This is a genomic window from Arthrobacter globiformis (assembly GCF_030815865.1).
Lineage (GTDB): Bacteria > Actinomycetota > Actinomycetes > Actinomycetales > Micrococcaceae > Arthrobacter > Arthrobacter globiformis_B.
The window spans coordinates 3,834,147-3,853,451 of record NZ_JAUSXI010000001.1; the positions used below are offsets into that span (position 1 = coordinate 3,834,147).

Here is a 19,305-nt window from a genome sequence, read left to right on the forward strand (position 1 = left end):
CACCGCAGGACTCTCTGCCCGTGTTAAGGATGCTGGCAGAGAATGAAGTGTTCGCGCATATTGATGAGGGAGGATGCACATGAGGATCGCAGTTCTTGGTACCGGTGTGGCGGGCAGAACCCTGGCGGGAAAACTCGTGGAGTCGGGGCACGACGTCGTTCTCGGGTCTCGGACCGCCACCAACGAGGCCGCCGTGGGGTGGGCAGCGGCGGCGGGGCCGCGAGCCAAAGCCGCGACGTTCTTCGACGCCGCGGCGGAGGCCGAGGTGGTCATCAACGCGACTCCCGGCGCGGTTTCGCTGGACGTGCTGGCTGCGGCCAGCACGAAGAACCTCGCCGGCAAGGTGCTGATCGATGTGGCCAACCCGCTGGACCATTCGGCTGGCTTCCCGCCGTCGCTCTCCATCTCGAACACCGACAGCCTCGCGGAAACCATCCAAAGGGCGTTTCCCACGGCCCGCGTGGTGAAGGCCCTGAACACCATGCGCGCCGACGTCATGGTGGCGCCGGACCGGCTGGCAGGTGGGGATCACGACGTGTTCATGGCCGGGGACGACGCAGAGGCCAAGGAAGTGGTGGCCGGACTCCTGCTGGACTTTGGGTGGCGGACCGAACACATCAGGGACCTGGGCCCGCTCGAGGCGGCACGGGGCATGGAGATGTGGCTGCCGCTGTGGCTGCGGATTTTCCTCAAGCAGGGGGACAGCGTATTCAACATCAAGGTGGTTTCTGACTAGAACAGCGAAAACTGGCGTCCCCGCCCTCTGCGGAGGGCGGGGACGCCAGTTTGCCGTGCCATTTGTGCTCAGATGCCCAACAGGGCGCGGTGGTCCTCCCGGCGCCTCGCCTGCTCGGCCGGATCCGGGACAGGCAGCGACGCGATCAGGCGCTTCGTGTAGTCATGCTGCGGAGAGCTCATGACGTGATGACCGATTCCCTGCTCAACGAGTTTGCCCTTGTACAGCACCCCGACCCAGTGCGACAGCATATCCACCACCGCAAGGTCGTGGCTGATGAACAGCGCCGCGAACCCGAACTCCCGCTGGATCTCACGGAAGAGCTCCAGGACTTTCGCCTGCACCGAAACGTCCAGCGCCGACGTCGGCTCATCGGCGATGAGCAGTTTCGGGTTCAGGATTAGCGCCCGCGCCAGGGAGGCGCGCTGGCGCTGCCCGCCGGACAGCTCATGCGGAAAACGGTCAGCGTACGACGCCGGCAACTGGACTGACTCCAGCAGCTCACCCACGCGCTTGCGCGCCTGCGCCGGTGAAGGGTTTGTGTGGATGACCAGCGGTTCGGCGACGCAGTCGCCGATGGTCAGCTGCGGGTTGAAGGACGCTGCCGGGTCCTGGAAGACGAACCCGATCTCCTTGCGAAGCGGCTTGAAGGTCCGTTCCTTGAAGTTCAGCATCTCGTAGCCCAGGACGTTCAGGCTTCCGCCGGTGGTCCGGTTGAGGCCGGCGATGGCCCGGCCGATGGTGGTCTTCCCGGAGCCGGACTCGCCAACGAGTCCGAACACCTCGCCCTCGGACACCGTGAAGCTCACCCCGTCCACTGCCTTGAAGGCGGGGCTGCCAAGCCGTCCGGGATATTCGATGGTGAGGCCCTTGGCCTCCACCAGCACCTGCCCGCCCTGGTGCGCCCGCTCCGTCATACCTTCGGAGGCCGAGTGCCGGCCAAGGTGCGGGACGGCGGCCAGCAGCTTCCGCGTGTAGTCCTGCCGCGGATCGGCGAAGAGGGATCTCGCGCTGGCTTCCTCGACGACGTCGCCCTGGTACATCACCACGACGCGGTCGGCGAGGTCGGCCACGACGCCCATGTTGTGCGTGATCAGCACAATGGACGTCCCGTACTTGTCCCTTAGGTCCCGCAGGAGCTCCAGGATCTCCGCCTGCACAGTGACGTCCAGGGCGGTGGTGGGTTCGTCGGCCACGATCAGCCCCGGGTTCAGGGCGAGCGCTGCGGCGATGACCACGCGCTGCTTCTGGCCGCCGGAGAACTGGTGCGGGTAGTAGTTGACGCGGGTTTCCGGGTCCGGGATCCCCACCTTGCGCAGGGCTTCGACGGCCTTGGCCTTCGCCTCTTTCGCCGTAACCCGCTTGCCGCTGTCCCGGCTTGCGTGGGCAAGGATCCCTTCGGCGATCTGCCAGCCGACCGTAAACACGGGGTTCAGTGCCGTGGACGGCTCCTGGAAGACCATGGCCACGTCACGTCCCCGGATCTGGCGCAGCTTCCCCGGGCTGACACTGATGACGTTGCTGCCGTTGATCAGCACCGCCCCGGAGCTGATGGCAGTTTCCGGCAGCAGGCCCAGGATGGTCTTGGCCGTCACGGTCTTGCCAGAACCGGATTCACCGACGATGGCGAGCACTTCCCCCGCCTTCACCTCAAGGCTCACGTCCTTGACGGCGTAGACGTCCCCGGCGTCGGTGGCGAACGTGACCTTGAGATGGTCAATATCCAGCACCGGTCCGGTGCCGGCGGCGTGCCGGTCAGAAACAGATCCGATATTGATGGTCATGAGCTTCTCACATCTGCTGAAATGGCTGCCCGGGCCGCCGCGGTCGGGTCGGGTCCGCCCTTGTTCCCGGCGCGCTTGCGCCCGCGGAGGCGGGGATCGTTGAGGTCGTTGATGCTCTCCCCCACCAGCGTGAGGCCAAGCACCGTCCAGACGATGGCGAGACCCGGGAACACGCCGGTCCACCAGATGCCTGACGTGGTGTCCGCCAGCGCCTTGTTGAGGTCGAAGCCCCATTCGGCGGCGGACGAGGGCTCGATGCCAAATCCCAGAAAGCCCAGGCCCGCGAGGGTCAGGATCGCCTCTGAGGCATTCAGGGTGAAAATGAGCGGAAGGGTGCGGGTGGCATTCCGGTAGATGTGCCTGCCCATGATGCGGATGCTGGAGGCACCCACCACCTTCGCTGATTCGACAAAGGGTTCGGCCTTGAGCCTGATGGTCTCCGCCCTGATGACCCGGAAGTACTGCGGAATGAACACCACGGTGATGGAGATCGCCGCGGCGAGCACGCCGCCAAAGAGGCTGGACTCGCCGCCGCTGATGACGATGGCCATGACGATGGCCACCAGTAGTGACGGGAACGCGTAGATGGCGTCTGCCACCACCACGAGGATGCGGTCGAGCCAGCCGCCGAGATACCCGCTCACCAGGCCGAGGATGACGCCGGCGAAGATGGACAGCACCACGGCCACAAGGATCACGAGGATGGCGGTTTGGGAGCCCCAGATGACCCGGGACAGGACATCGTAGCCGCCCACGGTGGTGCCCAGCAGATGCTTTCCGCCGGGAGCCTGCTGCGTGGGAAAGCTGCCGTCGGCGTCGGAAAGTTGCGCAAATCCATAGGGGGCGAGGAGCGGCGCGAAAATGGCGGTCAGGAGGAACGTGCCCGTCAGGACGAGGCCGACGACGAGCATGCCCCGCTGGAGTCCGACGCTTTTGTTGAAATGGGAAATGACGGGCAGCCGTTTGAGCAGCGGTGCTTTGCGGTGCACGCTGGCTTCCACTGGAGGGTTGGTGCTCATTGTCAGTACCTCACACGGGGATCGATCAGCGCGGCCACGATGTCCACGATGAAGTTGGTGATGGCGACGATGACGGCCAGGAGGACTACGATGCCCTGGACGGCCACAAAGTCGCGGGCCGTCAGGTAGTTGGCCAGCTGGAAGCCCAGCCCTTTCCACTCAAAGGTTTTTTCCGTAAGCACTGCGCCGCCGAGCATCACCGCGATCTGGAGGCCCATGACGGTGATGATGGGGATTAGGGCAGGCTTGTAGGCGTGCTTGGTGACCAGCCGAAATTCACTGACGCCCCGGGAGCGGCCCGCTTCGATGTAGTCGCGGCCCAGTGTGCCGATGAGATTGGTTCGCACCAGACGGAGGAAGATGCCTGCTGTCAGCAGGCCCAGGGCAACAGCGGGCAGGACGGCATGCGCCATCACGTCGCCGAGGGCGGCCATATTGCCGCTTCTGAGCGCGTCCAGCCAATAGATTCCGGTTGGTGCCTGGAGCCCGGTGAGGGCAAGTTCGCTGGAGGTTTTCGCCCGACCTGCCACGGGCAGCCAGCCCAGCCACACGGCGAAGGTCAGCTTCAGCAGCAAACCGGCAAAAAATACGGGTGTGGCATAGCAGAGAATGGCAAAAACGCGCAGTACCGCGTCGGGAAGATGGTCACGCCGGTGCGCGGCGATCATCCCGAATGGAATGCCCACCAAAAGCGCGACGATCAGTGCATTAATGGTGAGTTCGAGCGTGGCCGAACCATAGGTTGCCAGCATCTCAGTTACCTGGCGGTTGTCAGACAGGGTGGTGCCGAAATTGCCGGTCACCAGCTGGGCCAGGTATTCGAAGTACTGGACGGGGAGCGGCCGGTCGTATCCGGCATCGTGAATCCGCTGCTGCAGCTGCTCCGGAGGCAGGCGGCCGCCCATGGCAGCCGTGATGGGGTCGCCGGTGATCCTCATGAGGAAGAACACCATGGTGACCAGGATGAAGATAGTGGGAAAGATCAGGAGGAACCGGATCAGAATGTACTGGCCCAGTCCCCCGCCGGACTTCTTTTTCTTTGTCGGCAAAAGGCCGTCTGCGTCGCTTGGCGGCGCCTCAATGAGAGTTGTCATTACTGCCTGATTCTGTGTTTCCGGGCCCGTCACGGATCCGGAATCCGCTGTTCACCGGCCAGCAAGGAGACGGAACGCCCGGAAGGCGTCCCGCCTCCTTGGCTGGTCAGGACCTGATGGGGTGGAGCCCTACTTCGAGATCACTCCGAGGCGGGTTTTGAATGACGGGTCCAGCGTCTGTTCTACGCCCTTGACATCCGCGCCGGCCACCATCAGCTGGGCGCCCTGCAGCAGCGGCAACGTGGAAAGGTCCTTGGCGACGGCCGTCTGCGCGTCGCCGACAGACTTTTCGCGCTCGGTCTTGTCAGCTGTGACCAGTTGCTTCTTGATGATGTCAGTGACCGCCGGGTTCTCGTAGTGGTTCTTGAGGAAGTTGCCCGGGATAAAGAACGGCGTGAGGTAGTTGTCCGCGTCGGAGTAGTCAGGGAACCAGCCAAGCTGGTAGACCGGGTAGGCGTCCGCGGTGCGTGCCTTGGAGTAGGTCACCCACTCCGTGGACTGCAGGTCCACCTTGAACAGGCCCGACTTTTCCAGCTGTTCCTTGATCATGGCGTATTCATCGCCGGAGGACTTGCCGTAGTGGTCGGGGTTGTACTGCAGTTTGATGTTGACCGTGCCGGTGATGCCGGCGTCGGCGAACGCCTTCTTGGCCTTGTCAAGGTCGGGCTTGCCGTTGCCGTCGCCGTACATCTCCTTGAGGGGCTGCGCTGCACCCGGCAGTCCATCCGGAACGACGGAGAACGCAGGAAGGTAGGTGCCTTTGTAGACCTGGGTTGCGATGGCGTCTCGGTCGACAATGTCGGCCATGGCCTGGCGGACGGCGAGCGCCTTCTTGGCGTCGGCGTTGGCGGTCTTGGCGCCGAAGGGCATGGTGTCGAAATTGAAGACGATGTAGCGCAGTTCGCCGCCGGGTCCCTTGTGCACCTTGACCTTCGAGTCCTTTTCAAGGTCCGCGGCGTCGGTGGCTGTCAGGCTGCGGCCGGCAACGTCGATGTTGCCCTGCTGCACGTCCAGCTTCAGATTGTTGGAGTCGGCGTAGTACTTGATGTTGGCGCCGTCGTTGGCTGGTTTGCCGAGCAAGCCGTTGTAGTCCGGGTTGGCCTTGAGGCTGACAAGCTCGTTCTTCTTGTAGCTCTCGATAGTGTACTGGCCCCCAAAGGGCTTGCCCTTGACGATCTCGTCGTCGCTCATGATCTTGTTCGCCGGAAAGACTTCTTCATCGACGATGGGACCGGTGTTGGTACCGAGGACGCTAGGGAAGACCTGGTCGTTCGCCGCCTTAAGCGTAAAGACGACCGTGGAATCATCCTTGGCTGCCACCGATTTCAGATTCGCGAGCAGTGACGCCGGCCCATTGGGGTCAGCGATTTTGACGACGCGGTCGATGGAGAATTTGACGTCCGAGGACGTTAACGCGTGGCCGTTGGCGAACTTGAGGCCCGGCTTAAGCTTCACGGTGTATTCCGTGGGGCTCGTGAAGGAGGCGGATTCCGCGATGTCCGGGCTGGCCTCGGCTGATCCGGGCTTGGAGTTCATGAGGAACGGATAGATCTGGTTCATGACCATGAACGAGCCGGCGTCGTAGGATCCGGCAGGGTCAAGGGTGACAACTTTGTCCGTGGTCCCGTAGGTGATGGTCCCTCCGCCGGCGCCGCCGGTGGATGTTCCCCCGCCTCCGGACGGGCCGGTGCAGGCCGTGAGTGCGAAAGCGGAAACGCCTGCCAGCGCGATAGCGCTCCGCAAGGCCCTCTGATTCTTTGCCATCTGTGAACTTTCTGTTCGGTGAGTACGCGCGGGGTGCCCGATCTGACTCGTGTGCGGGCAGCCCGCTGATGCCTCTGATTCAACCAGAAGGTTGCCCGGTGAAACATTGCATCGTGTGAGTTGAGACACAAAATTTATCAGATGGGGTTGCGCCCGGTTGACCAGACCGGCCAGAAACGGGAAACGCCGAACAAAAAACGGCCGGCGGATCATCCGCCGGCCGTTCCTACTCCGAGAACCGGAGCACGGTTAGAGCTGCGCCCGCTGCAGGGACCGCGCAGCGTCGATGGTCGCCTGGCCGAGGACCCTGCTGCCCTGGTAGAGCACCACGGTCTGGCCCGGCGAAACACCGCGCAGCGGATCGGTTAGGGTCACCACAAGGCTGTCCCGCTCGATCCCGGCGTCGTCGGCAATACGCTCCATCCGCGCAATGGCAGGAACGGGGTCGCCGTGTGCGCGCACCTGCGCATGGCAGTCAAAGTCGGCGCCGGAGTCAACCTCATCGATGGGCAGGCCGGCCCAGGACACCTTGATGCCGCGGATCTCGTCGATGGCCAGCAGGGCCTCGGGGCCCACCACCACCCTGTTTTCCTTCGGCCGGATCTCCAGCACGAACCGCGGCTTGCCGTCCGCCGCCGGCCGGCCAAGCTTCAGCCCCCGCCGCTGCCCGACGGTGAACGTGTTCGCTCCGCCGTGTTCGCCCACCTTGGCGCCGGTCTCATCCACGATGTCGCCCGTAGTCATGTCGATCTTTTCCGCGAGCCATCCGGCGGTGTCGCCGTCCGGGATGAAGCAGATGTCGTGGCTGTCCGGCTTGTTGGCCACTGACAGTCCGCGCCGTTCGGCCTCCGCGCGCACTTCCGCCTTCGACGGGGTGTCCGCGAGCGGGAACATGGAGTGCTTCAGCTGCTCATGGGTGAGCACGCCCAGGACGTAGCTCTGGTCCTTCGCCCAGTCGGCGGCCCGGTGCAGCTCGCGGTTTCCGTCGGTGTCCTCGATGACCTTGGCATAGTGGCCCGTGCACACGGCATCGAACCCGAGGGCGATCGCCTTTTCGAGCAGGGCGGCAAACTTAATGCGCTCGTTGCAGCGCATGCAGGGGTTGGGGGTGCGGCCGGCGGCGTACTCGTCGATGAAGTCCTGGACCACATCCTCCTTGAACCGCTCCGAGAAGTCCCACACGTAGTAGGGAATCCCCAGGACGTCGCAGGCCCGCCAGGCATCGCGCGAATCTTCAATGGTGCAGCAGCCCCTGCTGCCGGTGCGCAGGGTGCCCGGCATCCTCGATAGCGCGAGGTGAACGCCAACGACGTCGTGCCCCGCCTCGACGGCGCGGGCGGCGGCAACGGCGGAGTCAACTCCGCCGCTCATGGCTGCTAGAACTCGCATTATGGCTTTCTGTTGGATTTGGACCCAGGACGCACGGGTTGCCGAACTATTCTACTTGCTACCGGAATCAAGGCCTAAATTTCCTTGACGGTCCCGGCCGGGCCTTCTAAAGTCAAGAGTATCATTTTTAGAATGCGGGTCTTTGGCCTGCCGGCTGAATCGAGTAGGGCTATGACCCCTGAAAGCATTGTCATCGCCGGCGCAGGGCTGGCCGGAGCGACGGCGGCCCGCACCCTGCGCGCCGAAGGATACGCCGGGAACATCACCATCGTGGGGACCGAGCCGCACCCTCCCTATCTCAGGCCGCCGCTGTCCAAGGAGTACCTGCTCGGCAAAGCCGGGGAGGATGCCGTCGAGGTCGCGCCGGAGAGCTGGTACGCCGACAACAACGTCAGCCTCCGGCTGGCCACACCGGTGGCATCGGTTGATCCGGCAGCCCACGCTGTCCGCTTCGCAGACGGAACAATCCAGGGATACGGGGCGCTGCTGCTGGCGCCCGGCGCGGCGCCCCGGACACTGCCGTTGAGCGGCAAGGAACTGGACGGCGTCACCACCTTCCGCACGCTCGACGACAGCCGCCGCCTGCGGGACCAGTTGTCGCCTGGCGGACGGAACGTTGTGCTCGTCGGTTCCGGCTGGATCGGGATGGAACTGGCCGCGGCGGCACGCACCTACGGCAACCAGGTCACACTGCTCGGGCTTGAGGACATCCCGCTTGCCGCGGCGATCGGCCCAGAGGTTGGCAGCTTTTTCCGCACCCTGCACGAGGACAACGGAGTCCACTTCCGGCTCCCCGCCTCCGCCAGGGAGATCACCGGACAGAACGGAATGGTGACCGCCGTGGTGACCGACGCCGGCGAGCGCCTGCCCGCGGACATCGTGGTCATCGCAGTAGGAGTGGTTCCGGAAACGGCACTCGCCACCGCGGCCGGGCTGGAGGTCCGCAACGGTATCCTCACGGACGCTTCGCTCCGCACCAGCGCTCCGAATATTTTTGCTGCCGGCGACGCCGCCAATGCACTGCATCCATTTACCGGCGAGCACCACCGCAGCGAACACTGGTCCAACGCGCTCAACGGCGGCAAGGTGGCGGCCAGGGCCATGCTTGGTCAGGACGTTGTGCTGGACACGGTTCCCTACTTCTACACCGACCAGTTCGACGTCAGCATGGAGTACTCGGGCTTCCCGTCGCTCGCAGCAAAGGCGGCTCCGGTCATCCGCGGCTCGCTGGACAGCAAGGAGTTCGTGGCCTTCTGGCAGCAGGACGGGCGTGTTGTGGCCGGCATGAGCGTTAATTGGCCGCGGTCCGTCAAGCCAAGTGCCCAGAAGACCATCAAGGCGCTCATCACCGGCCGGACCGAGGTGCCTGCCGAGCGGCTGGCGGACGAGACGGTTCCGCTCGACCAGCTGATGCCCGGGATCAGGTGATGGCAGTGACCAGCTGATACCGGATCAGCTGATGCCGGACCCCTGCCGGGCAACGGTGGCAGCCGTCTGAATGGAGGATTCGTGCCCGGCCATTCCGGCCTGCCGCGCCCGGGCATAAGCACCTGGCAGGGCCGCGAGGAGTGCATCGACGTCCGCTTCCGTCGAAGGATGCCCCAAGGTGAAGCGCTGTGCACCGCGCGCGGTCTCCTCGTCCAGGCCCATGGCAAGGAGGACATGCGACGGACGCGGAACACCTGCCGTGCACGCGGAGCCGGTGGACGATTCGACGCCGGCGAGGTCCAGGAGGAACAGCAGGGAGTCGCCCTCGCAGCCGGGGAACGTGAAATGGGCGTTGCCGGGCAGTCGCCCCTCGCCCTCCGGGCCGCGCAGCACCGCCGCCGGAACCGCGTCACGGACCCCCGTGATGAGCCGGTCGCGCAGCCCGCAAATCCGCGCCGCCTCGGCCTCAAGGTTCCTCGCGGCCCAGTCAGCAGCGGCGGCGAAGGCCGCTATGGACGCCGTGTCGAGCGTCCCCGAGCGGACGTCACGCTCCTGGCCGCCGCCGTGCTGTACCGGCGTGAGCTTCACCGACCGGCCAAGGATGAGCGCACCGACGCCGACCGGCCCGCCGATCTTGTGTCCCGAGATGGACATGGCATCCAGCCCGGAGGCCCGGAAATCCAAGGAAACGGAGCCGAACGCCTGGACCGCGTCGGAATGCACCGGGACGCCGGCGGCGTGCGCAAGCTCTACCACCCGGTGGACGGGCTGGATACTGCCGACCTCGTTGTTGGCCCACATGATCGTCACCAGCGCAATTGACTCGGGCTCACGCACCAGTTCGGTCTGCAGCGCTTCGAGGTCCAGCACGCCGTCCTGGTTGACGGGCAGCCACGAAACTTCCGCCCCTTCGTGGCGTTCCAGCCACTCCACAGTGTCCAGCACGGCATGGTGCTCGACGGCGGAACACAGGATCCGGCGCCGGCGCGGGTCTTCCGCCAGCCGGGACCAATACAGGCCCTTGACGGCCAGGTTGTCCGCTTCGGTGCCGCCCGAGGTGAAGATGACCTCCGAGGGATGGGCCCCTGTCGCGGCGGCGAGGGTTTCCCGCGCATCCTCCACGGAGCGTCTCGCCCGGCGGCCGGAGCCGTGGAGGGACGACGGATTTCCGGTCCGGGACAGCTCGCGCGTCAGTGCAGCCAGGGCTTCGGCGGCGATGGGTGTGGTGGCGGCATGGTCCAGGTAAACAGGCACGCTTAAATTCTAGACGCCGCGGGGTTTCCGACACCGCCGGGCATCAGTCAGGGCCTGATCCTGGCGCAGCAGCGCCCGGCTGTCCTGTCCTCCACCACCTTCTCCTCCGGCACCCCGCAGGCAGCGGCGGCACCACTCAAGAACGCCCCGTTCATGGCACACACCACGTCCGCGTGCCCGTCAGCGAGCCGGTGGAAAGGACAGTTCATCAGGATGATGCCGCCCTCGGCGTCCTGTTCGGGCATGTAGCCAATGCTCCCGAGCACTTCATCCAGGGACGATCCGTTCCCACCCAGGGCACGGCCCCGGGAATAGGACGCGTCAGCCAGTGCCTCGCGTACCCCTCCCCCGCCGGCCATGGAGGATTCAATCGCGGTGGCCATCAGCTCTCCGGCTAGGTCATAGCTCCGGTCCGGTACCGACGCTCCCACTTCTTCCAGGGCCGGGCGGTACAGCTTCGCCGGACGGCCCGACCCCGGGCCGGCCTTTTCGCCGAGCTTGCGGAACTCGACGGCGAGCAACCCGTCGCGGACCAGCCTGTCCAGGTGGAAGGACACTGTAGACCGGGGCATGCCCAGCGCAGCCGCAGCGTCGTCCCGCCCCACTGCCGACGGCTGCCCGGCGACGTACTCAAAAAGGCGCCGCCTGCTGGCGTCACCCAGCGAGGCCAGGGCTGCCAGACGGCCGGTCCACGAAAGAGCGGTCTTTGATTCGCGGCTCTCAACCGGTCGGCTCATGAGTCCAGCCTAACTCTAAAATCAAGATCCGTTGCTAAAGAAGGACCATTGGTTCTAAAATCAAGTTATCTACTTTTAGAAGGGAGTTAGTCATGAAAACCACGGCACTAAAGGAGTCGGCAAGCCCGCAGACGCTCGCAGCGGATCCAGCCCGCCAGGCGTTCCTGGTCCTGCGCACCGTCTTCACTGTTGCGCCCATCCTGTTCGGCCTGGACAAGTTCACCAACCTCCTGACCGACTGGACCGGCTACCTCGCACCGATGGTTCCGGCAACGGTTCATCTGCCGGCGCAGACGCTGATGTATGCCGTCGGCGTCGTGGAAATAATTGCGGGAATTTTGGTAGCCGTCCGGCCGCGGATCGGTTCGCTCGTGGTAGCTGCCTGGCTCCTGGGGATCATCGTGAACCTGGTCATCCTCGGGGCCTACTACGACGTCGCACTGCGCGACTTCGGACTGTTTGTGGGGGCACTGGCCCTTAACCGGCTGGCCACCGCCCCAGCGCCTCATCAGCCGGGCGGAACCACCGTCAGCCACTGAGCAATGTCTGCCCGGGCGGCGGCGAGCGCCGCCGCCGTCGGGCACGACGCCGACATATACACGGACGAGCCGGACGTACCGAAAACGCGGGCCAGCACCGACGTGGCCCTGTCGGCTTTCTGACCTGTTGGTTTGGCGGCACGTTCCAGAACCAGTACATCCACGGCTGGCCCGGGCTTGCCCCGCTCACCGCCCCACCGCAGCGATGCCGGCTTCAAATAAGCGGGCAGGACAGTAGGGTCCAGATAGGCAAACAGCGCCGCCGTTGATTCCCTGTCATCAGCCGCCACCAGGGGCCACTGGTTCTGGCGCACCTCGGCCGCCACCTTGCAGCCGTCGGATTTTTGATAGCGGCTTGCGCCACCCGCGTTACTAACCACCTGTTTCCATTGCGGCGCTTCGGCCAGGTCCTCCGACAGCCCGACGGGAACCCCATGCGCCAGAGTGGCCCCTGCCGAGAACGGCATGTCGCGGGCGGCCACGGCACCGGCGTCGTGTCCGGGGGTAATAGTCGGTGTGCCCGGTCCGCTGCTGAGAGGCGGATTACTCCGGGCAGCCGGATCCGGGACACCAACACTGCAACCGCCGAGCGCGGCAGCGGCCGCAACGGCTGCCATCACCACGTGCGTACGGCGGGCATCACCGCGACCTGTCCGAACTCCCATTCCGAAAAGTCTAGCTTTATTGACCACGGACGTTAGTGACGCTCGGCGTGGGTTGGTGACATGGGGAAGACCTCCGGGTGGAGTGGGGCTTGTCTAGAGTCCAATTCCACGCACGGAGGCCTTCATGTCCCGCCCTAACGCTCTTCTGACGCCTCGTTGGCCGGCTGCAGCTCGCGCAGTGCGTCATTGACCAGTGCTGGAGTTTGCGCCGGGCCGCGAAGCGGCGGACACCGGGTTCTGGGCAGGGTCGCAGGCTGGAACAAGACCGGCACCACGCCAACCGCAGGCCCGGCTACCACTGCTACCGGTCCCGGGCCTTCGCTCAGGCCCTGAGCCGGACATCAAGCACAAACGCACCCGCCCCTACCGCCCACAGACCAAAGGCAAGGTCGAACGGTTCAACCACGCGATGCTGGAGGAATGGGCCTACATCCGCCCCTACCGCTCGGAGGCCGAGCGTGTCGCAGCTTTCCCCGAATGGCTCCACGCCTACAATCACCATCGAGCCCACACTGCCCTCAGAGTCAGACACCGGCCAGCCGCGTCACCAACCTCTCAGGTCAATACAACTAGCGGCAGTGTTGCCGCGGCTGACCTGCACAAGTCACGCAGCCTTGGGAAACACCCCGGCACCTGCCAGTCCTGAACGAGGCGCCGTCTCCACCTTGGCGCAGATCCAGCGGCCGAGTTCGGTGGCCGCCACAGGATCGATGGAGGTGCTGAACCCTGCGCGTTCCAGCATCCACACCAGGTCCTCTGTGGAGATGTTGCCGGCCGCACCGGGTGCAAAGGGGCAACCGCCCAGGCCTCCTACCGCGCTGTCGAAAACGCCGACGCCGGCCGCCATGGCCGCGTAAGTGTTAGCCAGCGCGGTGTGGCGTGTTTCGTGCAGATGCGCCCGCAACTGCACGTCCGTTTCTGAGCGCAGCTCGCCGAACACATCACCGACCTGCCAGGGGACGGCACAGCCGATGGTGTCCGCCAGGGCTATCTCTGCCAGCGCTCCGCGCTGCAGCGCTGAGCGGACCACAGCAAGAGTCTGCTCCTTGGGCACGTCGCCCTGGTACGGACAGCCGAAGGCGACGGCAGCAGTCACGGTGAGGGGAATCGAGGCCCCGGCGGCGATCGAGGATACTTCCTCAAGTGAATCGAGGGCTGCGGCCACGGTGGTCTTCTGGTTCGCGGCGGCGAAGGCGTCTGTCACCGGCAGCACGTAGTTCATTTCGTCCACCCCCGCATCGACGGCACGGACGGCGCCCTTAGTGTTCAGCACCAGCCCGATGAAACTGGCCCCGGCCTCCCTGGGCACGCCTGCCATGACCGCATCTGCGTCTGCCATCTGCGGGACCTTCCGGGGGTTAACAAAGCTGACCGCCTCAATCCTCCTCGCGCCCAGGGAGATGAGCTCATTGATGAGCCGCAGCTTGTCCTCGGTGCTGACCGGCACCTTTTCGTTCTGGAGCCCGTCCCGCGGACTGACGTCCACAATGGAAACCGGCCTCGGAGCCTGTACGTGATTCATCAGATTGCACCTTCATCCTTGGCGTCCTGCAGTTCCCTGGCAGAGAGCTTGAGCAGCCCCCCGTAAATTTCCCGGTTGTGGGAGCCCGGTGCCAAGGGCCCGCTCCACCCGATCTCCCCTGTGCTGCGGGTCAGCCTGGGAATGATTCCGGGTTGCACCACGGTGCCCAGCTGCTCGTCCGGCACATCGACCAGCATTCCCCTGGCGCGCAACTGGGGGTCCTGGAAAATGTCCTCGATGCTGCTGACCGGGCTGTTCGGCACGGAGTAGCCGTCCAACAGCGAGGTCAGCTCCTCATGGCTGAAACCGGCAGCCCACTGGGCAATCAGTGACTCCAGCTCATCCTGATGAGCGCCCCGGGCCGCGTGGTTGCTGTACCGTACGTCTGACGCCAGCTCCGGCCTGCCCATGGCGGCAGCCAGCCGCACGAAAACCGAGTCCTGGTTGGCTGCGATGACCACCCACTTGCCGTCCTTGGAACGGAAGATGTTCGACGGCGCGATCCCTTTGAGGCCGGAACCGCTGGGACCCGGGACCACCCCGGTTGCCGCATAATCAGGCACGGCACTCTCGAGGAGCGAGAAGCAGGCTTCCACGAGGGACACATCCACCACCTGCCCGGTTCCCCCGCGGGCGTCCCGCCAGTACAGGGCCAACAGGATTCCCTGCAGCGCATAGAGCGACGCCAGGCTGTCCCCCAGCGAAATGCCGGTCCGCGGAGGCGCCTGATCGGGATAGCCGTTCAGGTACCGCAGTCCTCCGCGAGCCTCGGCAACGGACGCGTAGCCGGGTTTTTGTGCATCGGGTCCGGTCTGGCCGTAGCCGGACACCCGGGCAATAATGAGCCCGGGATTGACCTTCCAGAGTTCCTCGGGTGCAAGTCCCAACTTCTCGAGGGTCCCGGGGCGGAAATTCTCGAGGATGACGTCCGCCTCCTTGCAGAGCTCCAGGAACAGCCCGTGGCCGCGGGGGGACTTGAGGTCCAGCGTGACGCATTTCTTGCCGCGCGACTGTACCGACCACCAGAGCGTGTGCCCCTGGACCCTGGCCCGGCCCCACTCCCGCATTGGGTCCGGCTGCTCCGGCGACTCAATCTTGATGACCTCCGCACCGAAGTCGGCAAGCTGACGGCCGGCGAAGGGGCCCGCGATCAGGGATCCAAGTTCAAGGACGCGCACGCCTGCCAACGGATCGGCGGTGTGGGGAGGGCCGGGTCGGGGGTCAGGGCCCGGCTCGTCGCCTCGCGTGGTGGTCTCGGAAACCTTCGCCATCTTTGGAACTCCTGTTCTGCCAGCGTCGGCAATCCGGGACAGAGGCCACGGATTCGGTTAGCGGGGAGCCTATTGAGCCGGTCCTCTTTGGCGCCAGACTCTTTCACATTGTGGACCTAAATCCACGATGCGGATAGTCCTTCCTGCGGAATTGTTCCTCCGATGACCCGGGTTGATTCCTCGGCCGCGGCGAGGACGGGTTCCACCCAGGAGGCGCACACGTCGTAGGGCATCCTCATCGCGGGACCCATGACGGTCAGGGCGCCGAAGAGTTCCCCTTGCGGCCCAAAGATCGGTGCCGAGATTCCGCTCGCACCCGAAACGCGTTCACCGGTGGTGATGGCGAACCCCTCCACCCTGGTTTTGGCGACGGCCGCTTCAAGGCTGGAGGCATCCGTGATTGTCTGTTCCGTCAGCGAGTGCAGCCCCGAGCGGTAAACCTGTTCGGCCACATCCGGGTTCCACGCCAGGAGGACACGGCCGGCGGCACCGACGTGCAGCGGCATGATCTCCCCCACCTGCACCACTCGCCTCAGCATTCGGCGGGTTTCCGCAAGGGCAATGCAGACCCGCTTTCCTTGGGACTCACGGAAAATGCAAGCCGTCTCTCCGAGTTCATCACGCAGCCCCCGCAGCACCGGCGTGAGCAATTCGAGGAAGTCGAGCCCCTGCGTTGCCGGGGCGGCCCAGTGGGCCATGCGGACTCCGACGCGGAACCGATCCCCATGCCGGTCCAGGATGCCCTCCTGAACCATATTGGCAACCAGGCGCTGGACCGTGGAGTGGGGTACGCCCGTAGCCGAGCGGATTTCGGCCAGCGAAAGCTCAGGCTGGGTGAGCGAAAAGGCATCCAGGATGGACGTGATCTTCCGAAGAACCAGCAACGGCGTAGCCGCGGTTTCGTTGGAACTCATGGACAAAGTGTATGAGCCTCCGGCCCGTTGAGTGTGACACGGGTTACTGCTACCATCATGTCCACATCATGATGGAGAACCCACGATGTGGCACAACGTCCAAGGCCTCGGAGAAGAGGCCAAGGACATCGGGGGGCGACAACACGCACTCGCCCCACCGAGAGAATTAGCAGCGACAAGAAGCGGCCAGCGCCGGCCGGGAAGAGTGCAATGATGCCAGCTGCAAAGGCAGACACCTCGACGTACGCGGTGGAGCTCACCGGGTGCACTAAGCAATTCCCCATGCCCGGGGGTGAGACTTACTTCGCCGTCCGCGATATCGACCTCAAGGTCGAGCCCGGCCGCTTCGTCTCGATTGTCGGCCCCACCGGCTCCGGCAAATCCACCATCCTCAACATGGCGGCCGGACTTCTGAATCCCAGCGCGGGCACCGTGCAGAGCTTCGGCGAACCGGTGAGCGGCGTGAACCGGCGTGCCTCTTATATGTTTCAGCAGGACCCCCTTCTGCCGTGGAAGACGGTGATTGATAACGTGAGCCTAGGCTTGACGATGGCCGGGGTCTCGAAGGCGGAAGCCTATTCGGAGGCACGGCGCTGGCTCGAGAAGGTTGGACTCAAGAATTTCGCGGACCGCTATCCGCACCAGCTCAGTGGAGGCATGCGCAAGCGCACAGCCATCGCGCAGGCCTGGATCGTCAACCCGGACGTCCTGCTTATGGACGAACCATTTTCAGCACTCGACGTGCAGACTCGCCAGATCATGGAGAACGAACTCCTTCAGCTCTGGCAGGAATCCGGTAAGGCAGTCGTCTTCATCACTCATGACCTGGATGAAGCCATCGCCCTTTCCGACGAGGTGGTAATCCTCGGGGCGGGGCCGGGCAGCACCGTGGTGGGAAGCTACGAGATTGACATTCCGCGCCCGCGCGATCTGCTCGACATCCGCGATGACCCGAAGTTCGTGTCCCTCCACCGCGAGATTTGGGGCAGGCTGAAGATCGAAGTTTCAAAGACGTACGAAACGGCAATGGCGGAAGAAGGCGAAGTCGCATGACGCTCGTGCGACCCAAGAAAAACGGGCTCTCCGCGGCACTGGACGGCGGCACGCGCCAGCGTACCCGCAGGACGGAGATGTCCCCGCTGGCGATGCGAAGCACGCAGCTCCTCCTCACCATCGCGGTTCTTGGCGCCTGGGAGCTTTCCGCGCGCGCCGGGATTGTTGACGAATTCTTCTTCCCGCTTCCGTCCGACATCTTCCAGACTGTCTGGGTGTGGGTGTCGTCGGGGTTCGTGTTCCCGCACCTATGGGTCACGATGCAGGAGGCCATTCTGGCTTTTCTCGTCGGTGCCGCCGCCGGCCTTCTCCTGGGCTTCCTCCTTGCTAGGGTCCGCTTTCTTGAGAGGCTCCTTGATCCGTTCCTGCAGATGTTCAACGCCCTTCCCCGCGTGGTCCTGGCACCGATCTTCCTGCTTTGGTTTGGACTGGGCATCTGGTCCAAGGTCGCATTCGGCTTCACTCTGGTGTTCTTCATCGTCTTCTTCAACACCTTGGAGGGCGTCAAGAGCGTTGACCGCGTGCTGGTGGACAATGCCCGGATGCTGGGCGCATCGGAGAAGCAGCTCCTGCGCCACGTGTTCATCCCCAGCGCACTGACCTGGATCTTCTCCAGCCTGCACATCAGTGTGGGTTTCGCCATCACAGGCGCCGTGGTGGGCGAGTACCTCGGCGCTTCAGCCGGCGTGGGCTACGCCATTGCTCAGGCTCAGGGCGTCTTCGACACCAAGGGCGTTTTCGCGGGCATGTTCATTCTGATGATCGTGGTCCTCATCATCGACCTCCTCGTCAACCGGCTGGAGCGGCACCTCCTCCGGTGGCGCCCAACCCAGTCGTCCTAAACAGCCAACTACCAGCACCACGAGCACTGCTGCAGCCTGAGGCCTTCGGCCCTTGACCAACGAACACCACAGCCCAAGAAGGGACCCCCGATGACTCACAACGTAAACCGGCAAGGGCACCGCCGCCTTGTCCGGCCGCTCACCATCATCGCATCCGTAGCCCTGGCCCTTTCAGCCTGCGGCGCTCCGTCCGCTGCGCCACCCGGCCAGACCGGAACCGGCGCAGCGGGTGGTGACGGCGGAGGCTCGAAGGTGATTATCGGCATCGGCGGTCAAACACTCCTGACTTACCTTCCCACCACCCTTGCCCAGGAGCTTGGCTACTACCAGGAGGAGGGCGTGAACGTCGAGCTGCAGGACCTCCAGGGCGGATCGAAAGCCCTGACGGCCATGATCGGTGGCAGCACGCATGTGACCAGCGGATACTACGAGCACACTATCCAGATGCAGGCGAAGAACCAGAAGGTCAAGGCCTTCGTCGATATGGGTGAGTCCTCCGGTCTTGCCTTGCTGGTGGCGCCGAAGAATGAGGGCAAGATCAAGTCGATCGCGGATCTCAAGGGCAAGAACGTCGGCGTGACCTCACCTGGGTCCTCCACGGACATGTTCGTCAAGTTCCTGCTGGCCAAGAACGGCATGCGGCAGACAGATGCCGCGGTGTCCGCGATCGGCGCCGGCTCCTCGGCCGTTGCCGCCATGGAGCAGGGCCAGGTGGATGCCGCAGTGATGCTCGAACCGGACATCTCCGTGCTGACCAAGCGGATCGGCCACGAACCCGTGCTTCTGGAGGACGTCCGCACTGCCGAGGGGCTGAAAGAGGTGTTCGAGACCGCCGCCTGGCCGTCGTCGAGCCTCTATGCCAAGACCGAATGGCTGGACCAGAACAAAGAGACAGCCGGCAAGCTCGCCAGGGCCATCAAGCGCACCCTGGAATTCATCGCCGGGCATTCCGGTGAGGAGATTGCAGCGAAGATGCCGGAGAAGTTCTCGGGCGGAGACAAGGCCCTGTACGCCAAGGTGATCGAGGACCTGAAGCTGACGCTGAGCAAAAACGGCGCCTTCGCCGAGGAAGGCGTCCAGGCGGTGCTGAAGACCCAGCAGGTGGCAAACCCTGAAGTCGGGGACAAGGCCATCAAGCTCGAGGAAACTTACACGAATGAATTCGTGAAGTAGAACCGTGGCGGGCGGGCCCGGCATCCACAGCGGATGCCGGGCCCGCACCACTTAACCGCGTCCCACTTATCAGCGCCTACTTATCACCAAACGCACGCCTTAACACTGAACGAGGCTTGCC

The 19,305-nt window shown here is 64.5% G+C and carries 17 protein-coding genes and 1 pseudogene; 7 read left to right on the forward strand and 11 right to left on the reverse strand.

Annotation, left to right across the window (positions count from 1 at the left end; all coding sequences use genetic code 11):
- The first annotated feature begins 79 nt into the window (after window positions 1-79).
- A complete protein-coding gene (locus tag QFZ33_RS17790) occupies window positions 80-736 on the forward strand; it encodes an NADPH-dependent F420 reductase (protein WP_307029588.1) in 657 nt (218 codons plus the stop codon).
- 68 nt (window positions 737-804) lie between these two features.
- Here QFZ33_RS17790 and QFZ33_RS17795 read toward each other — a convergent pair whose 3' ends face one another.
- From QFZ33_RS17795 to mnmA, 5 genes are all read right to left on the reverse strand, one after another.
- A complete protein-coding gene (locus QFZ33_RS17795; RefSeq protein ID WP_307029590.1) occupies window positions 805-2,520 on the reverse strand; it encodes an ABC transporter ATP-binding protein in 1,716 nt (571 codons plus the stop codon).
- Complete coding sequence (locus QFZ33_RS17800; RefSeq protein WP_307029592.1) at window positions 2,517-3,539, reverse strand: ABC transporter permease; 1,023 nt, start codon at window positions 3,537-3,539, stop codon at window positions 2,517-2,519. Before QFZ33_RS17800 ends, QFZ33_RS17795 begins: the two co-directional genes overlap by 4 nt.
- Before the next feature lie 2 nt (window positions 3,540-3,541).
- On the reverse strand, window positions 3,542-4,633 hold the full coding sequence (locus tag QFZ33_RS17805; protein WP_307029594.1) for an ABC transporter permease: 1,092 nt from the start codon (window positions 4,631-4,633) through the stop codon (window positions 3,542-3,544).
- Window positions 4,634-4,762: 129 nt separating this feature from the next.
- On the reverse strand, window positions 4,763-6,397 hold the full coding sequence (locus QFZ33_RS17810; RefSeq protein ID WP_307029596.1) for an ABC transporter substrate-binding protein: 1,635 nt from the start codon (window positions 6,395-6,397) through the stop codon (window positions 4,763-4,765).
- 249 nt (window positions 6,398-6,646) lie between these two features.
- A complete protein-coding gene (gene mnmA, locus QFZ33_RS17815) occupies window positions 6,647-7,786 on the reverse strand; it encodes a tRNA 2-thiouridine(34) synthase MnmA (protein ID WP_307029597.1) in 1,140 nt (379 codons plus the stop codon).
- Window positions 7,787-7,957: 171 nt separating this feature from the next.
- On the opposite strand from mnmA, the gene QFZ33_RS17820 reads away from it, so the two are divergent.
- Window positions 7,958-9,214 carry an NAD(P)/FAD-dependent oxidoreductase gene (locus QFZ33_RS17820; RefSeq protein ID WP_307029599.1) on the forward strand — a complete coding sequence of 419 codons (1,257 nt, stop codon included), beginning with the start codon at window positions 7,958-7,960 and terminating at the stop codon, window positions 9,212-9,214.
- A gap of 24 nt (window positions 9,215-9,238) precedes the next feature.
- Here QFZ33_RS17820 and QFZ33_RS17825 read toward each other — a convergent pair whose 3' ends face one another.
- Together QFZ33_RS17825 and QFZ33_RS17830 are read right to left on the reverse strand one after the other, a co-directional pair.
- Window positions 9,239-10,468, reverse strand: a complete 1,230-nt coding sequence (locus QFZ33_RS17825) for a cysteine desulfurase family protein (RefSeq protein WP_307029601.1) — start codon at window positions 10,466-10,468, stop codon at window positions 9,239-9,241.
- A gap of 47 nt (window positions 10,469-10,515) precedes the next feature.
- Window positions 10,516-11,205, reverse strand: coding sequence for a helix-turn-helix transcriptional regulator (locus QFZ33_RS17830; protein ID WP_307029603.1), 690 nt, complete (start codon window positions 11,203-11,205; stop codon window positions 10,516-10,518).
- Between the two features lie 92 nt (window positions 11,206-11,297).
- Here QFZ33_RS17830 and QFZ33_RS17835 point away from each other — a divergent pair, with 92 nt between their 5' ends.
- On the forward strand, window positions 11,298-11,744 hold the full coding sequence (locus QFZ33_RS17835; RefSeq protein ID WP_307029605.1) for a hypothetical protein: 447 nt from the start codon (window positions 11,298-11,300) through the stop codon (window positions 11,742-11,744).
- Here QFZ33_RS17835 and QFZ33_RS17840 read toward each other — a convergent pair.
- The gene (locus QFZ33_RS17840) at window positions 11,714-12,409 is read right to left on the reverse strand and encodes a hypothetical protein (protein WP_307029607.1); all 696 of its coding nucleotides are present in this window, start codon (window positions 12,407-12,409) and stop codon (window positions 11,714-11,716) included. The two genes, QFZ33_RS17835 and QFZ33_RS17840, sit on opposite strands and share 31 nt — an antisense overlap.
- A gap of 299 nt (window positions 12,410-12,708) precedes the next feature.
- On the opposite strand from QFZ33_RS17840, the pseudogene QFZ33_RS17845 reads away from it, so the two are divergent.
- Window positions 12,709-12,982 (forward strand): annotated as a pseudogene (locus QFZ33_RS17845) (integrase core domain-containing protein); the annotation flags it as partial.
- Between the two features lie 31 nt (window positions 12,983-13,013).
- On the opposite strand, the gene QFZ33_RS17850 reads toward QFZ33_RS17845, so the two are convergent.
- From QFZ33_RS17850 to QFZ33_RS17860, 3 genes are all read right to left on the reverse strand, one after another.
- On the reverse strand, window positions 13,014-13,931 hold the full coding sequence (locus tag QFZ33_RS17850) for a hydroxymethylglutaryl-CoA lyase (protein WP_307029609.1): 918 nt from the start codon (window positions 13,929-13,931) through the stop codon (window positions 13,014-13,016).
- A complete protein-coding gene (locus QFZ33_RS17855; RefSeq protein WP_307029611.1) occupies window positions 13,931-15,202 on the reverse strand; it encodes a CaiB/BaiF CoA transferase family protein in 1,272 nt (423 codons plus the stop codon). The genes QFZ33_RS17850 and QFZ33_RS17855 overlap by 1 nt, the downstream gene beginning before the upstream one ends.
- A gap of 116 nt (window positions 15,203-15,318) precedes the next feature.
- Entirely contained in the window at window positions 15,319-16,116 is a 798-nt protein-coding gene (locus tag QFZ33_RS17860) for an IclR family transcriptional regulator (RefSeq protein ID WP_307029612.1), read from the reverse strand.
- Between the two features lie 213 nt (window positions 16,117-16,329).
- Here QFZ33_RS17860 and QFZ33_RS17865 point away from each other — a divergent pair, with 213 nt between their 5' ends.
- The 3 genes from QFZ33_RS17865 to QFZ33_RS17875 all read left to right on the forward strand — a co-directional run bounded on the left by QFZ33_RS17865 (window position 16,330) and on the right by QFZ33_RS17875 (window position 19,184).
- Complete coding sequence (locus QFZ33_RS17865; RefSeq protein ID WP_307029614.1) at window positions 16,330-17,169, forward strand: ABC transporter ATP-binding protein; 840 nt, start codon at window positions 16,330-16,332, stop codon at window positions 17,167-17,169.
- Complete coding sequence (locus QFZ33_RS17870) at window positions 17,166-18,011, forward strand: ABC transporter permease (protein ID WP_307029620.1); 846 nt, start codon at window positions 17,166-17,168, stop codon at window positions 18,009-18,011. Before QFZ33_RS17865 ends, QFZ33_RS17870 begins: the two co-directional genes overlap by 4 nt.
- 90 nt (window positions 18,012-18,101) lie before the next feature.
- The gene (locus tag QFZ33_RS17875; RefSeq protein ID WP_307029622.1) at window positions 18,102-19,184 is read left to right on the forward strand and encodes an ABC transporter substrate-binding protein; all 1,083 of its coding nucleotides are present in this window, start codon (window positions 18,102-18,104) and stop codon (window positions 19,182-19,184) included.
- Window positions 19,185-19,305: the final 121 nt, after the last annotated feature.

Bases quoted from the DNA above. Each gene is read 5' to 3' on its own strand.
- QFZ33_RS17835 (WP_307029605.1), top strand. From the start codon at position 11,298: ATGAAAACCACGGCACTAAAGGAGTCGGCAAGCCCGCAGACGCTCGCA.
- mnmA (WP_307029597.1), bottom strand. From the start codon at position 7,786: ATGCGAGTTCTAGCAGCCATGAGCGGCGGAGTTGACTCCGCCGTTGCC.
- QFZ33_RS17875 (WP_307029622.1), top strand. From the start codon at position 18,102: ATGACTCACAACGTAAACCGGCAAGGGCACCGCCGCCTTGTCCGGCCG.
- QFZ33_RS17870 (WP_307029620.1), top strand. From the start codon at position 17,166: ATGACGCTCGTGCGACCCAAGAAAAACGGGCTCTCCGCGGCACTGGAC.
- QFZ33_RS17840 (WP_307029607.1), bottom strand. From the start codon at position 12,409: ATGGGAGTTCGGACAGGTCGCGGTGATGCCCGCCGTACGCACGTGGTG.
- QFZ33_RS17805 (WP_307029594.1), bottom strand. From the start codon at position 4,633: ATGACAACTCTCATTGAGGCGCCGCCAAGCGACGCAGACGGCCTTTTG.
- QFZ33_RS17820 (WP_307029599.1), top strand. From the start codon at position 7,958: ATGACCCCTGAAAGCATTGTCATCGCCGGCGCAGGGCTGGCCGGAGCG.
- QFZ33_RS17810 (WP_307029596.1), bottom strand. From the start codon at position 6,397: ATGGCAAAGAATCAGAGGGCCTTGCGGAGCGCTATCGCGCTGGCAGGC.
- QFZ33_RS17795 (WP_307029590.1), bottom strand. From the start codon at position 2,520: ATGACCATCAATATCGGATCTGTTTCTGACCGGCACGCCGCCGGCACC.
- QFZ33_RS17855 (WP_307029611.1), bottom strand. From the start codon at position 15,202: ATGGCGAAGGTTTCCGAGACCACCACGCGAGGCGACGAGCCGGGCCCT.
- QFZ33_RS17860 (WP_307029612.1), bottom strand. From the start codon at position 16,116: ATGAGTTCCAACGAAACCGCGGCTACGCCGTTGCTGGTTCTTCGGAAG.
- QFZ33_RS17830 (WP_307029603.1), bottom strand. From the start codon at position 11,205: ATGAGCCGACCGGTTGAGAGCCGCGAATCAAAGACCGCTCTTTCGTGG.
- QFZ33_RS17790 (WP_307029588.1), top strand. From the start codon at position 80: ATGAGGATCGCAGTTCTTGGTACCGGTGTGGCGGGCAGAACCCTGGCG.
- QFZ33_RS17865 (WP_307029614.1), top strand. From the start codon at position 16,330: ATGCCAGCTGCAAAGGCAGACACCTCGACGTACGCGGTGGAGCTCACC.
- QFZ33_RS17800 (WP_307029592.1), bottom strand. From the start codon at position 3,539: ATGAGCACCAACCCTCCAGTGGAAGCCAGCGTGCACCGCAAAGCACCG.
- QFZ33_RS17850 (WP_307029609.1), bottom strand. From the start codon at position 13,931: ATGAATCACGTACAGGCTCCGAGGCCGGTTTCCATTGTGGACGTCAGT.